A 14539-nucleotide genomic window follows, 5' to 3' on the forward strand; every position below is an offset into this window, starting at 1 on the left:
TCAAACGTGCCGCCACCAGCGGGCGTATGATCGGCAGATGGCGACGCAACCCACATCGGACCAATCCACCACCGATCAGATCCTTGAGCGGCCGGGCGACATTGAGCGTCGACTAAGCGCTGTCGAGATTAATCTGGCAGTCGTCAAATCCAACTATGCGACCAAAGAAGACATTGCGAAGTTGCATGAAACGATCATTGCAGGCGACCACAGCCTGGAACTCAAGATGGCGCAAATGGAGACGCGGCTGATCAAATGGTTTATTGCAACCGCCATCACGCTGGCCGGCGTATCGGGCAGCCTGGCGTTTCTCGCCGCAAGGTTTATTCATTAGCAACACCCTGCTGCCTCACACTCCGCCCGTCAGGCCGGTCAACACAGTATAATTACCGCTGTTTGGCCGGCGCCGCTGCGCCCGCCGTTTCCACTATCTGATGAATTCTTAAGCGCATGCTAGCCCAACAAAAACAAGATATCACGGCCCTGTTCCAGGCCGCCCTCGCCCCGATTCTGGCCGGCACCGACGTCACCGCCAACGTAGTGCTGGAGCGCCCGCGCGATCCGTCGCACGGCGACGTCGCCTGCACCATCGCCATGCAACTGGCCAAGCAGCTGAAAATGAACCCGCGCGAACTGGCCACCAAACTGGTCGACGCGCTGCTGGCCGATCCAGCCCGCCAAGGTCTGATCGACAGCGCCGACATCGCCGGTCCCGGCTTCATCAACCTGCGCGTCAGCGCCGCCGCCAAGCAGGCCGTGGTCAAGACCGTGCTGGCGCAAGGCGAGCAGTTCGGCGCCGCACAGGCCGGCAGCGGCAAAAAAGTCATCATCGAATTCGTCTCCGCCAACCCGACCGGCCCGCTGCACGTCGGCCACGGCCGCCAGGCGGCGCTGGGCGACGCGCTGTCGTCGCTGTTCGTCTCGCAAGGCTACGACGTCACCCGCGAGTTCTACTACAACGACGCCGGCGTGCAGATCCAGACCCTGGCCAACTCGGTGCAAGCGCGCCTGCGCGGCCACAAGCCGGGCGACGCCGCCTGGCCGGAATCGGCCTACAACGGCGACTACATCGCCGACATCGCCGCCGACTTCCTGCTCAAGAAAACCGTATCGGCCTCCGACGGTTCGCCGGCCACCGCCTCGGGCGACATCGACGACATCGAATCGATCCGCGCCTTCGCCGTGACCTACCTGCGCAATGAGCAGGACATCGACCTGCAAGCCTTCGGCGTCAAGTTCGACAACTACTACCTGGAATCGTCGCTGTACGCCGACGGCAAGGTCGATGCCGCCGTCGAGATGCTCAACAACTCCGGCAAAACCTACGAAGAAGAAGGCGCGCTGTGGCTGCGCACCGAAGACTACGGCGACGACAAGAACCGCGTGATGCGCAAGAAGGACGGCACCTACACCTACTTCGTGCCGGACGTGGCCTACCACATCGTCAAGTTCCAGCGCGGCTACAACCAGGCCATCAACGTCCAAGGTTCCGACCACCACGGCACCATCGCCCGCGTGCGCGCCGGCCTGCAGGCCGTCAACCTGGGCATCCCGCAAGGCTTCCCGGACTACGTGCTGCACAAAATGGTCACCGTGATGAAGGGCGGCGAAGAGGTCAAGATCTCCAAGCGCGCCGGCTCCTACGTCACCGTGCGTGACCTGATCGAATGGTCGGGCGGCGGCGACATCACCAAGGGCCGCGACGCCGTGCGCTTCTTCCTGATTTCGCGCAAAGCCGACACCGAATTCGTGTTCGACGTCGACGTCGCGCTGAAAACCTCGGACGAGAATCCGGTCTACTACGTGCAGTACGCCCACGCGCGCATCTGCCGCATGCTGGAACAGTGGACCGGCAACGAAGCCGACCTGGCCAACGTCGACCTGTCGCCGCTGACCGCGCCGACCGAAGCGACGCTGCTGGCGACGCTGGCCGCGTATCCGGAAACGCTGGCGCGCGCGCAAGCGGAACTGGGCCCGCACCAGATCGCGTTCTACCTGCGCGACCTGGCCGCCAACCTGCACAGCTTCTACTTCGCCGAGCGCGTGCTGGTCGACGACGAAGCGCTGAAGGCGGCGCGTATCGCGCTGATGGTCGCTACCCGCCAGGTGCTGCGCAACGGCCTGGCGCTGATCGGCGTCTCGGCTCCCAACAAAATGTAATTGCGAAGGACATCCCGCACAATGAATTTCCGTTCCGGCTTTACGCCACGTTTGCAACAGCACGGCAACACCTTCATCGGCATCGTCATTGGCCTGGTCATCGGCCTGAGTATCGCGGTGGTGGTGGCGCTCATGATCACCAAGGGCTCGACGCCGTTCACGGACAAAGGCCATCCAAGCAAAGCAACGGAACCGACTGCGGGACAAGTCGCCGATCCTAACAAGCCTATGTACGGCAACAAGGACGCGGCGCGCGAAGCGGCCAAGGACCTGGCCAAGGATCAGCAGCCGGCAGCGCCGGCCGCACCTGCCCCGGCGCCAGCACCAGCTACGCCGGCGCCGCATGCAGCCGACCCGCTGCAAGCGGTGGTCGACAAGATCCAGGGCACGCCGGCCAAGCCGGCCGCGCCTAACGCCGCCAACGTCACGCCGCAGCCGGCCGCCAAAACTGCTGCTGCCGATACTGGCGGCGACGACAAGTTCATCTACTACCTGCAAGCCGGCGCCTTCCGCGAAGTAGCCGACGCCGAAAACACCCGCGCCAAACTGGCCCTGCTGGGTTTTGAAGCCAACATCTCGGACCGTTCCACCGACACCGGCGTGCTGCACCGCGTGCGCATCGGCCCTTACAACCAGGTGGAAGCGATGAACAAGGCACGTAGCAAACTGTCCGAAAGCGGCGTCGATGTCGCTGTAGTGCGTAACCAGAAATAAGAGGAGTAACAATGCGATTCCTGAAGTTCATCCTGACCGCAGTCACCCTGAGCGCCGTGGCGTTTAGCGCATCCGCTTCGCCAACCGATCCAAAACTCGGCACCGAATACAAAGTGCTGCCCACGCCGCAACCGGTGGACACCGGCAAAAAAGTCGAAGTCATCGAGTTCTTCGACTACGCCTGCCCGCACTGCGCCGGCTTTGACGCCCCGCTCAACGCCTGGGTGAAAAAACAGGGCGACAACATCGTCTTCAAGCGCGTCCACATCGGCCGCCAGGGCACCGACCAGCCGCAGGAAAAAATGTTCTACACGCTGCAAGCCATGGGCGTGCTGACGCCGGAACTGCACACCAAGGCCTTCAACGAAATCCACGTCAACCACAATCGCCTGAACCGCGATGAGCAGGTATTCGACTTCGTCGCCAAGCAGGGCGTGGACAAGCAAAAGTTCATCGACACCTACCGCGGCTTTGGCGTGGCCGGCCACCTGCGCAAGGCGCTGTCGATGATGGACGCCTACAACGTCGAATTCTGGCCTTACCTGGTGGTGGACGGCAAATACATCACCGCGCCGTCGATGGCCGACGCTAACGCCAACAGCGAGGAACAGCTGAACCAGGCCGCAACCCAGGTGCTGGACGTGCTGGTCGCCAAAGCCAAAGCAGAGAAGAAGTAAGCATGACGCCTTTGCGCGTCTTCATCACCGGCGCGTCCAGCGGCCTTGGCGCCGCGCTGGCCCGCCAGTACGCGGCGCAAGGCGCCACCCTGGGCCTGCTGGCCCGGCGTGGCGACAGCCTCGCCGCCTTGATCGCCTCCCTCCCCCATGCAGAACGCCACCGCGCCTACGCGGTGGATGTGCGCGACCACGCCGCCATTAACGACGCCGCACAGGCCTTCCTCACGCACGCCGGCGGCGTTGACGTGGTAATCGCCAACGCCGGCATCTCGGTCGGCACGCTGACCGAATACGCGGAAGACATTGCGGTCTTCGCCGACATCATCGCTACCAATGTGGTGGCCACCGCCGCCACCTTCGCCCCGTTCATCGCCACCATGCGCGCGCAAGGCGCGGCGGGCCGGCTGGTGGGCATCGGCAGCGTGGCCGGCATACGCGGCCTGCCCGGCGCCGAAGCGTACAGCGCCTCCAAGGCCGCCGTCATCAGCTACTGCGAATCGCTGCGGCTGGAGATGAAACCGCACGGCATCCGCGTGGTCACCCTGTGCCCCGGCTACATCGACACGCCGATGACGCAGGTGAATCCGTATCCGATGCCATTCCTGATGGCGCCCGAAAAATTCGCCGTGCGCGCCGCGCAGGCCATCGCCGCCGGCGACAGCTACGCCGTGATCCCGTGGCAGATGGGCGTGGTGGCCAAAGTGCTGCGCATGCTGCCGAACACCATCTACGACTGGGCCTTCAGCAAAGCGCCGCACAAACCCCGCAAAGCATCATGAACAATTTGTCCGCCGCCGCCATCACCGCGCATTGCGCCACCTCCGCCACCCACGTGGCGATCGAAGTGGTGGCCGAAACCGGCTCCACCAATGCCGACCTGCTGGCGCGTATCGATACGCTACAAGGCCCGCTGCTGCGTATCGCCGAAAACCAGACCGCCGGCCGTGGCCGCGCCGGCCGTTCGTGGCTGTCCAAGCCCGGCGCCGCGTTGATGTTTTCGCTGGCCTGGCCGTTCAAAGGCCCGCTGCACAAGATGTCCGGCCTGCCGATGACAGTCGGCGTGGCGCTGGCCGAAACCATCGCATCTCTCGGCGTGCCGGTACAGATCAAATGGCCGAACGACCTGCTGCGCGACGGCGCCAAGCTGGCCGGCATCCTGGTCGAAACGCAGAAAACCGATGACGCCATCTGGGCCGTCATCGGCTGCGGCATCAACCTGCTGATGCCGGACGAACTGGAAGCGCAGATCGGCCGCGAAGTGGCCAGCGCGCCATGGCTGGCGCAGATGGACCGCAACCAGTTGATGGCCGCCCTGCTCAGCCGCTTGGCCGCCGTGCTGGCGGAGTTCGACGACACCGGCTTCGCCCCCTTCGTCGACCGCTGGAACGCGCTGCACGCATGGCAGGGCAAGGACGTGGTCCTGCTGGACAACGGCGCCGTGCTGCAGCAAGGCCGCGCCGCCGGCGTCGACGACATCGGCCGCCTGCTGCTGGATACCGATGCCGGCCGCGTAGAAATCCTGTCCGGCGATGTATCGCTGCGCTTAATCGGAACGCAACTAAGCGGAGTACAACCATGATGTTATTGATCGACGCCGGCAACACCCGCGTCAAATGGGCGCTGGCCGATGCCGGCGCTGAACTGGGCGCGTGGATCACCCACGGCGCCGCCACTCATGCCGACATGCCGCTGCTGGAGTTGTCGTGGTGCGAAGCCGCCGCCACCTATGGCGTCAGCCGCATCCTGATCGCCAACGTGGCCGGCAACGCGCTGCGCGTGCAGGTGGAATATGTACTGCAACGCTGCCTGCCAGACGTGCAGCCGGAATGGTTTGAATCGCTGCCGGCGCTGGCCGGCGTCACCAACGGCTACCGCAATCCGGCGCAACTGGGCTGCGACCGTTTCGCCGCCGCCATCGCCGGCCACCGCCTGGCGCCGGGCGTGCCGGTCATCGTGGTCAACTGCGGCACCGCCACCACCATCGACGCCGTCACGGCGCACGGCGTATTCCTGGGCGGGATGATCCTGCCGGGCCTGGGCCTGATGGCCAGCGCGCTGGCGCGCAACACCGCGCAGTTGCCGCAGATCGCGCAAGACGGTAAGCTGCCGGAGGGATTCGCCGACAATACCGACGACGCTATCCTGAGCGGCATCCTGGCCGCGCAGAGCGGCGCCATCGAACATGCCTGCGCGACGCACAAGGCAGCGGAGTGCATCATCTCCGGCGGCGCGGCGCCCTACATTGCGCCGATGCTGAAGGTACCGTACCGTATCGTCGAAAACATTGTGCTGATTGGCTTGCATGCCACCACCGGCAGCGCTGAATAAGGAACGACTTGTGCTGAAGTTTATTTTCTGGTCCCTGCTTGCCGTGAACGCAGCGCTGTTTGCGTATGGACGCGGCTATCTGGGCCACTTCAGCGGCAACGAGCATGAGCCGGAGCGCCTGCTCAATCAGCTCAACGCCAGCAAGCTGGCCATCATCTCGGCCGACCAGGCCAACAAGGCCGCCGCCAGCACCGCCGCTGCAGTGAACGACGCCAAGCCGGCGCCGGCGCCAGTGCAGGCCTGCGTGGAAATCGCCAGCTTCGTGCTGGCCGATGCGCGCCGTTTCGAAGCCCAACTGGCAACGCTGGACCTGGGCGACCGCCAGTCGCGCCACAACCTGCCGGGCACCGAGGTATCGAGCTATATCGTTTATATTCCGTCGCAGGGCAACAAGGAAGGCGCCGACAAGAAAGCCGGTGAACTGCGCGCGCTGGGCGTGACCAACTACTTCATCATCTCCGACAATTCGCCGCTGCGCTGGGGGATTTCGCTAGGCGTGTTCAAGACCGACAACGCCGCGCAGAACCAGCTGGCCGCGCTGATGAAGCAAGGCGTGCGCACCGCGCGCGTGGCGCCGCGCATGAGCGGCAGCAAGCTGCTGGCCTTCCAGTTCCGCGAAGTGGATGCGGACCTGAAAGCCAAACTGGAGAAAATCCGCGCCGGTTTCCCGAACGCGGAAGTCCACAACTGCAAATAAATCAGCGCTACTGGTTACCGCTGGACCACGATAGGCTTGATGCCCAGTGAAGGCGGCAGCCCTTGCGCCGCCTGCAGCGCTTCCTGGCGAGTAGCGAACGGACCGCCATACAGGCGATACACCGACCCGCTCTGCACCACGTCCAGCCCATTCAATTTGCCGGACAGCTTGCCGCGTATTACCTCGGCGTTTTCCGCGCGCGAGTAAGCGCCCAGCTGCAAGTAGAAACCACCCACCACCGCCGGCGCGGCATCGGCGTTGGGCGCGCGCTCGGCCAGCATCAGCGACTCGATATCTTTCGGCGCCGCGCTAACCGGCACAGGCGAACCGACCGGCGCGGACGGCGTCAGCACCAGCGGCGTATCGATCATCTTGGCGGTCACGCTCGGCGTCGGCGCCACCGGTGCGGATGGTTGCTGCGCCGATGGTAGTGAGGTCTTGGCCGTTGGCGTCAGGCGCGGCTTGGTGCTGCCACCGAGGCCTTCGCGCGTGGCCAGTATGCGGTCGACTTCTTCCGGCAGGATGCGCTCGATCTTCAGTTCATGACTGCCCTTGCCCAGCAGGCCAAGCTTCAACGCCGCCGTGTACGACACGTCGATGGCGCGGCTGGCGTGGAACGGACCACGATCGTTGATCCGCACAATCACCGCTGCGCCGCTGACCATATTGGTCAAGCGCGCGTAAGAAGGAATCGGCAGCGTCGGATGCGCAGCCGTCATCTTGTACATATCGTACAGTTCACCGGACGACGTGCGCTGTCCATGGAATTTCTTGCCGTACCAGCTGCCGACACCAATCTGCGTGAACGGCTGATCGTCGGTGATCGGCGTGTAGGTTTTGCCAAAGACGACGTAAGGACGATTGGAACGCGGCAGCAGCGGATCGTTGCGGACATCGGCATCCGGCGTATCCATCAGATTGGGTGGCGGCGCGTCGCCTGGGCCGTCGTCCTGATAGTAGCCGCCGCGTCCTGAATTCGCCGGCGGCAGCACCGGCAGCGTTGGATCAGGCTTGGTGGTCGAAGGCGCCTTGATCACCGGGCCTTGCGACTGCACCGGGCGTGGCGTGCGCTCGGTCGCCACCGGCGCCGTGCCGCAGCCGACCAGCACCAGCGCCGACGCCATCGCCGTCAGATGCAGGAGATGGTTACGTTGCAGGCGCATCGCCGTTCTCCGTATCTTGTTTGTCCACTTTGTTCTTGTCCTTCTCCGCCGGGCGTTTGCCCAGCAGGTAATAATCCAGCGCTTTGCGCGCGATCGGCGCGGCGGCTTCGCCACCATGCCCCGCGTTTTCCACCACCATGGCCAGCACGATGCGCGGCTTGTCCACCGGCGCAAAAGCGGTGAACAGCGCATTGTCGCGCAGGCGTTCGGCCAGTCTGGCGGCGTTGTACTTCTCGCCTTTTTTAATCGTGATGACCTGCGCGGTACCGGTCTTGCCGCCCACCGTGTAGCCGGCGTTGGCAAACACGCGATACGCGGTGCCACCCGGCTCGCTGGTCACGCCCACCATCGCGTTCTTGATAAAGTCGATGTTCTCCTGCTTGAGCGGGATGCGATAGCTCTGCTGCGCCACCGTCAACTTGCGCGCGTGGGTCGTGCTGTCTTCAACGATCTTCACCAGGTGCGGTTTCATCACCACGCCATTGTTTGCCAGATTGGCCACAGCGTGCGCGATCTGTAACGGCGTGTAGGCATTCAGGCCCGAACCATTGCTGACCGAGATAGTATCACCACCCACCCAGCGTCCCGCCGCACCTTTGAAGCGCCTGGCCTTCCACTCTGGCGACGGCAGCGCGCCGGTCTTTTCGTTATCGAGGTCAATGCCGGTCTGCTGACCAAAGCCAAACGGCTGCATGAAGTCGTGAATGGCGTTGATGCCCATGTCGTGACCGAGCGAATAGTAGTAGGTATTGCAGGACACGATGATGGACCTGCGCATGTCGACCGAGCCATGCCCGCCCGCCACGTCGTCGTTAAAGCGATGCCCACCCAGCATGAAGTAGCCGGGATCGTAGGTCACCTGCGACGGCGTGCGCTTGCCCAGCTCCAGCGCCGCCAGCGCCATGAACGGTTTAAAGGTGGAACCCGGCGCGTAGGTGCCGGACAGCGGGCGGTTGACCATCGGCTTGTCCGCCGACGTATTCAACTCGTCCCAGCTTTGCGTGTCGATGCCGTCCACGAACAGGTTCGGATCGTAGCCGGGACGCGAGACGAAGGCCAGCACGTCGCCGGTCTCCGGCTCAATCGCCACCAGCGCGCCGCGCCGGTCGCCGAAGGCTTCCTCCACAATTTTTTGCAGTTCGATGTCGATCGACAGTATCAGATTGCTGCCCGCCTTGGCCGGAGTGCGCGACAAGGTGCGAACGGCGCGGCCGGTGGAAGTCTTCTCTACTTCCTCGAAACCGGCTTGGCCATGCAGCAGCTTCTCGTAGCTTTTCTCCAGGCCTTCCTTGCCGATATGGTCGGTGCCGCGATAGTTGGCGGCATCGTCGCTGTCGTCCAGCGCATCGGCTTCGGCGCGGCTCACGCGGCCAATGTAGCCGATGACATGCGAGGCGCTTTCGCCCAGCGGATACTGGCGGAACAGGCGCGCCTGCACTTCCACGCCGGGAAAACGGAAGTGCTGCGCGCTGAAGCGGGCCACCTCTTCGTCGGTGAGATGGGTGCGCAGCGGCACGCTCTCGAAACCTTTGGAGTCGTCCATTAGTTTCTTGAAACGGCGGCGGTCTTTGACCTCCACCGCCACCAGCTTGGACAGCTCGGCAATGGTATCGTCCAGCGGTGCTTCGAGCTTGGACGGCGTGATCTCCAGCGTGTAGGCCGAGTAATTGCGCGCCAGGACCACGCCGTTGCGGTCCAAAATCAGGCCGCGGTTCGGCACCACCGGCAGCAGCGAAATGCGGTTCTCTTCCGCCTTCACGGCGAAGTCATTGTGCTTCACGATCTGCAGCCAGACGAAGCGCGCCAGCAGCAGCAAGAAGCACAGGAATACCAGCCCGCCCAGCGTCGTCACGCGCAGGCGGAACTCGCGCATCTCGACTTCGGTGTCTTTGAACTCAGTCATCCCCTGACCTCTCGGCTATGGCGCTGGATGCTCATCAGGATGCCGCCGCCCAGGCCGAGCGTCATCAGCGCCGTGCCGCCGTAACTCATGAACGGCAGCGGTACGCCCACCACCGGAATGATGCCGCTCACCATGCCCATGTTGACGAAGGCGTAGGTAAAGTAAATCATGGTGATGGCGCCGGCCAGCAGGCGCGTGAACAGCGTCGGCGCATTCAGCGTGATGCTCAGTCCACGCCAGATCAGCAGCAGGTACAGCACCATCAGCACGAGAATGCCGAGCAGTCCAAACTCCTCGGAGAACACGGCGAAGATAAAGTCGGTGGTACGTTCGGGGATGAATTCCAGGTGCGCCTGCGTGCCGTGGGTCCAGCCCTTGCCGGTCACGCCGCCGGAGCCGATGGCGATCATCGACTGGATAATGTGGAAGCCCTTGCCCAACGGGTCGTGATAGGGATCGATCAGCGTCAGCACGCGGTCGCGCTGGTAGTCGTGCATGAAGGTCCACAGCACCGGCAACGAGGCGGCGCCTGCGGCGAACAAGGCGCCCAGCGCTTTCCACGACAGGCCGCCGAGGAAAATTACGCACGCACCGGCCATGGTCACCAGCATCGCCGTGCCCAGGTCCGGCTGGCGCGCAATCAGGCCGGCCGGTATCGCCAGCAACACGGCGGCGATGATGTAGCTGCGCCAGCTGACGTGACCCTGCTCGCGCTGGAAGAACCACGCCAGCATCAGCGGCATGGCGATCTTCATTAATTCGGAAGGCTGGATCTGCGTGCCGACATACAGCCAGCGGCGCGAACCGCCCTTGATGACGCCAAACAGCGCCACCGCCACCAGCAGCGCCACGCCGATCACATAGGCCGGAACGGCCAGCCGCATCATCATCTGCGGCGGGATGTTCGCCACGAACCACAGCACCAGCACCGCTGCCGCGATATTGCGCAGCTGGTCCCATACCTTGCCGGGAATCGCGATGCCGGCCGAGTACAGCGTGACCAGGCCGACCGACAGCAGCGCCACGATGATCAACGCCAGCGGCGCGTCAAACACCATCACGTAGGGGCGCAGGCGCTGCCACCACGGACGTCCGCCCGCAAGGCCCATCAGGTCTGCACCAGTTTTCGGTGCCGCTGTATGCTCATCAGGATGCCGCCGCCCAGGCCCAACGTCAGCAGCGCCGTGCCGCCGTAGCTCATGAACGGCAGCGGCACGCCCACCACCGGCAGAATACCGCTGACCATGCCCATGTTGACGAAGGCGTAGGTGAAGTAAATCATGGTGATCGCGCCGGCCAGCAGGCGAGTAAAGAAGTTGGGCGCGTTCCCGGCGATCATCAGGCCGCGGCCGATCAGCAGCAGGTACAGCACCATCAGGATCAAATTACCGACCAGGCCAAACTCTTCCGAGTAGACGGCGAAAATAAAGTCGGTGGTGCGCTCCGGGATAAATTCCAGGTGGGCCTGGGTGCCGTGGGTCCAGCCCTTGCCGGTAATGCCGCCCGAGCCCACCGCGATGGTGGACTGGATGATGTGGAAGCCCTTGCCCAGCGGGTCGGTGGTGGGATCGATCAGCGTCATCACGCGTTCGCGCTGGTAGTCGTGCAGCACCGACCAGACTATGGGCAGCGCCGCCGCGCCGGCCACGATCAGGCCGACCAGCGCCTTCCACGCCAGGCCCGCCAAAAAGATCACGCAGAAGCCGGCCGCCACCACCAGCAGCGCCGTGCCCAGGTCGGGCTGGCGCACGATCAGGCCGACCGGCACCGCCAGCAGCAGCGCGGCAATCGCATACGATTGCCAGGTCAGATGGCCGGAGCGGCTCTGGAAGAACCACGCCAGCATCAGCGGCATGACGATCTTCATGAATTCGGACGGCTGAATGTCGATGCCGACGTGCAGCCAGCGCCGCGCCCCCAGCTTGATGGTGCCGAACAGCGCCACGCATACCAGCAGGAACACGCCGACCGCGTAGGCCGGCACGGCGATCCGCATCATCATCTGCGGCGAGATATTCGCCACCACCCACATGATGAAGAACGACAGGAAGATGTTGCGCACCTGGTCTTCCATCTTGCCGGGGATGCCGATGCTGGCCGAGTACAGCGTCACCAGGCTGACCGTCAGCAGCAGCATGATGATCAGAGTCAGCGGGCCGTCGAAGACGGTGAAGTATGGCCGCATTCGACGCCACAGCGAACGTCTCTCGTGGATGCGCATGATGTACTGGTCCTTATTGTTTCTTGCGCGCCGGCGCGAGCGGCTGCGGCGCCGGCGTGGCGGCTGGCGTTGGCGGCGGTGCCGGCGTTGGCGCCGGCTCGCGGCGCGATTCTGCCGCAGCGGCGGCAGCTTCGGCGGCCTCCGGATCTTCGATCGGCACGATTTCGGCCGCGTCTTCCTTCGGCACCTTGGTGGTTTCCTTGTCGGTCGGGCGCTTGCCGAGCAGGTAGAAGTCGAGCGCCTTGCGAGCGATCGGCGCGGCGATTTCCGCACCCCAGCCGGCATTTTCCACCACCATGGCGATCACGATCTTCGGCTTGTCGGCCGGCGCAAACGCGGTGTACAGCGCGTTGTCGCGCAGGCGTTCGGCCAGCGCCGACTTGTTGTACTTCTCATTGGCCTTGATGCCCACCACCTGCGCAGTACCGGTCTTGCCGCCCGAGGTATAGCCGGCGTTGGCGAAGGCGCGGAACGCGGTGCCGCCTGCCTCGCTGTTCACGCCCACCATCGCACTCTTGATGATGTCGATGTTTTCCTGCTTGAGCGGAATGCGATAACTCTCTTTCGGCACCGTGAGCTTGCGCGCGCGGGTGGCGCCGTCTTCCACGATCTTGACCAAGTGCGGCTTCATCACCACGCCGTCGTTGGCCAGGTTGGCCATGGCGTGGGCGATCTGCAGCGGCGTGTACGAGTTGTAGCCCGAACCGTTACTGACCGAGATGGTGTCGCCGCCGACCCAGCGTCCGGCGTTGCCCTTGAAGCGGCTGCGCTTCCATTCCTTGGACGGCAGCACGCCGGTCTTTTCGTTATCCAGGTCGATGCCGGTCTTCTGGCCAAAGCCGAACGGCTGCATGAACTGAGTGATGGCGTCGATGCCCATGTCGTTACCCAGCTGGTAGTAATAGGTATTGCAGGACACGATGATGGAGCGGCGCAGGTCGACGTTACCGTGGCCGCCGACTTTATCGTCGCGGAATTTGTGGCCGCCGAGGTAGAAGAAGCCCGGATCGGGATACGCGGTGGCCGGATTGCGTTTGCCCAGTTCCAGCGCGGCCAGCGCCATGAAAGGCTTGAAGGTGGAACCAGGCGCGTAGGTGCCGGACAGCGGCCGGTTGACCATCGGCCGGTCCAGCGACGTATTCAGCTCGCTCCAGCTTTGCGCGTCGATGCCGTCTACGAACAGGTTGGGGTCATAGCCGGGGCGCGAGACGTAGGCCAGGATGTCGCCGGTCTCCGGCTCGATGGCGACGAACGCGCCGCGCCATTCGCCAAAGGCTTCTTCCACTACCTTTTGCAGTTCGATGTCGATCGACAGGATAAGGTTATTGCCCGGCGTGGCGGGAGTGCGCGACAGCGTGCGGATGGCGCGGCCACCGGCCGACACTTCCACTTCCTCGTAGCCGGTCTGGCCGTGCAGCTGCTTCTCGTAGCTCTTCTCCAGGCCTTCTTTGCCGATATGGTCGGTGCCCTTGTAATTAGGGCCGTCGTCGGTGCCTTCGATGGCTTTGACCTCGGACTGGTTGATGCGGCCGATGAAGCCGATCACGTGCGAGGCGGTTTCCCCCAGCGGGTACTGGCGGAACAAACGCGCCTGCACTTCAACGCCGGGAAAGCGGAAGCGCTGGGCGCTGAAGCGCGCGACTTCCTCTTCGGTCAGGCGGGTGCGCAGCGGCACGCTCTCGAAGCCTTTGGATTCGTCCAGCAGTTTCTTGAAGCGCTTGCGGTCCTTGATGTCGACGCTGACCAGTTTGGACAGCTCGTCGATGGTTTCATCCAGCGTGGAGTTCAGCTTGGACGGCGTGATCTCCAGCGTAAAGGCCGAGTAGTTGCGCGCCAGGACCGCGCCGTTGCGGTCCAAAATCAGGCCGCGGTTCGGCACGATGGGGACGATGGCGATGCGGTTCTCTTCGGCCTTGACGGCGAAGTCGCTGTATTTGACGATCTGCAGCCAGACAAAGCGCAGCAACAGCAACGCGAAGCAGAAGAACACCATCCCGCCCAGCACCGTCAGGCGCAGGCGGAACTGCTGGAGTTCGCGCTGGTTGTCCTTAATTTCAGTCATGCCGGAACCGCTGCGTCAGATGGGGCGCGTGTGATCGCGGTCGACCGCGCGGCGCTGTGGCGCCAGCAGCATCCAGGTGACCACAGGCCACAGGACGACGGCGATCATGCTTTCAACGAAGTAGAACCAGCCCGGCGTTTTGCCGGAAACGCAGAAGCGCACCAGCAGCTGCACCGTTTGCGCCATCACCAGCAGCGGGAACACGTGGATGGCCTGGGTCCAGATCGGGAACCACAGCACCCGGCGGTGCAGCATGATGGCGAAGTAGGACAGCAGCGTGTAGGCCAGCGCGTTCTCGCCCAGCAGGGTGGAGTCGTGGACGTCCATCATCAGGCCGAGGAAGAAGGCGGTGCCGATGCCGACCTTGCGTGGCTGATGCACGCCCCAGAACACCAGCAGCAGCGCAACGAAGTCCGGCACGCCGACGAACTGGCCCCACGGCAGGAGGTTCAGCAGGAAGGCGCAGAACAGGCTGAAGGCGATGAATACCGGGCTGACCGGCAGCAGGATATAGTGCGGACGATTCATCGTGCCGGCTCCTTAGGTTGGGTAGCGGCAGCCGGCGCGATCGCGCGCGCAGCAGCAGGCGCGGTCGGCGCGGCGGCGGTCGGCGT

14 protein-coding genes are annotated in these 14539 nt (G+C 63.9%); 8 read left to right on the plus strand and 6 right to left on the minus strand.

The features are described from left to right. Positions 1–37 precede the first annotated feature (37 nt). The 8 genes from GTP69_RS26090 (at position 38) to GTP69_RS26125 (ending at position 6576) form a co-directional block, all read left to right on the plus strand. On the plus strand, positions 38–334 hold the full coding sequence (locus GTP69_RS26090) for a hypothetical protein (protein ID WP_161057611.1): 297 nt from the start codon (positions 38–40) through the stop codon (positions 332–334). A gap of 116 nt (positions 335–450) precedes the next feature. Continuing rightward, a complete protein-coding gene (argS, locus tag GTP69_RS26095) occupies positions 451–2160 on the plus strand; it encodes an arginine--tRNA ligase (protein ID WP_161057612.1) in 1710 nt (569 codons plus the stop codon). 21 nt (positions 2161–2181) lie between these two features. Then, a complete protein-coding gene (locus tag GTP69_RS26100) occupies positions 2182–2874 on the plus strand; it encodes an SPOR domain-containing protein (RefSeq protein ID WP_161057613.1) in 693 nt (230 codons plus the stop codon). 11 nt (positions 2875–2885) lie between these two features. Beyond that, complete coding sequence (locus tag GTP69_RS26105) at positions 2886–3551, plus strand: thiol:disulfide interchange protein DsbA/DsbL (protein WP_161057614.1); 666 nt, start codon at positions 2886–2888, stop codon at positions 3549–3551. A 2-nt stretch (positions 3552–3553) separates the two neighbouring features. Further along, positions 3554–4330 carry an SDR family oxidoreductase gene (locus GTP69_RS26110; protein ID WP_161057615.1) on the plus strand — a complete coding sequence of 259 codons (777 nt, stop codon included), beginning with the start codon at positions 3554–3556 and terminating at the stop codon, positions 4328–4330. After that, positions 4327–5130 carry a biotin--[acetyl-CoA-carboxylase] ligase gene (locus tag GTP69_RS26115; protein ID WP_161057616.1) on the plus strand — a complete coding sequence of 268 codons (804 nt, stop codon included), beginning with the start codon at positions 4327–4329 and terminating at the stop codon, positions 5128–5130. The genes GTP69_RS26110 and GTP69_RS26115 overlap by 4 nt, the downstream gene beginning before the upstream one ends. Further along, positions 5127–5879 (plus strand): type III pantothenate kinase, encoded by a 753-nt coding sequence (locus GTP69_RS26120; protein WP_161057617.1) that lies wholly within the window; start codon positions 5127–5129, stop codon positions 5877–5879. The genes GTP69_RS26115 and GTP69_RS26120 overlap by 4 nt, the downstream gene beginning before the upstream one ends. A 10-nt stretch (positions 5880–5889) precedes the next feature. After that, complete coding sequence (locus GTP69_RS26125) at positions 5890–6576, plus strand: SPOR domain-containing protein (RefSeq protein ID WP_161057618.1); 687 nt, start codon at positions 5890–5892, stop codon at positions 6574–6576. 14 nt (positions 6577–6590) lie between these two features. Here the strand turns inward: GTP69_RS26125 and GTP69_RS26130 are convergent, their stop codons facing one another. From GTP69_RS26130 to mreD, 6 genes are read right to left on the minus strand one after another with little or no spacing between them, the layout of a single operon-like run. Further along, complete coding sequence (locus GTP69_RS26130) at positions 6591–7739, minus strand: septal ring lytic transglycosylase RlpA family protein (protein WP_161057619.1); 1149 nt, start codon at positions 7737–7739, stop codon at positions 6591–6593. After that, positions 7723–9642 (minus strand): penicillin-binding protein 2, encoded by a 1920-nt coding sequence (gene mrdA / locus GTP69_RS26135; protein WP_161057620.1) that lies wholly within the window; start codon positions 9640–9642, stop codon positions 7723–7725. The genes GTP69_RS26130 and mrdA (GTP69_RS26135) overlap by 17 nt, the downstream gene beginning before the upstream one ends. Continuing rightward, the gene (gene rodA / locus GTP69_RS26140) at positions 9639–10751 is read right to left on the minus strand and encodes a rod shape-determining protein RodA (RefSeq protein ID WP_161057621.1); all 1113 of its coding nucleotides are present in this window, start codon (positions 10749–10751) and stop codon (positions 9639–9641) included. The genes mrdA (GTP69_RS26135) and rodA (GTP69_RS26140) overlap by 4 nt, the downstream gene beginning before the upstream one ends. Then, on the minus strand, positions 10751–11863 hold the full coding sequence (gene rodA / locus GTP69_RS26145; protein ID WP_161057622.1) for a rod shape-determining protein RodA: 1113 nt from the start codon (positions 11861–11863) through the stop codon (positions 10751–10753). The genes rodA (GTP69_RS26140) and rodA (GTP69_RS26145) overlap by 1 nt, the downstream gene beginning before the upstream one ends. A 13-nt stretch (positions 11864–11876) precedes the next feature. Beyond that, positions 11877–13925 (minus strand): penicillin-binding protein 2, encoded by a 2049-nt coding sequence (mrdA, locus tag GTP69_RS26150; protein WP_161057623.1) that lies wholly within the window; start codon positions 13923–13925, stop codon positions 11877–11879. Between the two features lie 15 nt (positions 13926–13940). Beyond that, a complete protein-coding gene (gene mreD, locus GTP69_RS26155) occupies positions 13941–14453 on the minus strand; it encodes a rod shape-determining protein MreD (RefSeq protein WP_161057624.1) in 513 nt (170 codons plus the stop codon). Positions 14454–14539 lie beyond the last annotated feature (86 nt).

Source organism: Duganella levis (assembly GCF_009857605.1).
Taxonomy (GTDB): Bacteria; Pseudomonadota; Gammaproteobacteria; order Burkholderiales; family Burkholderiaceae_D; genus Rugamonas; species Rugamonas levis.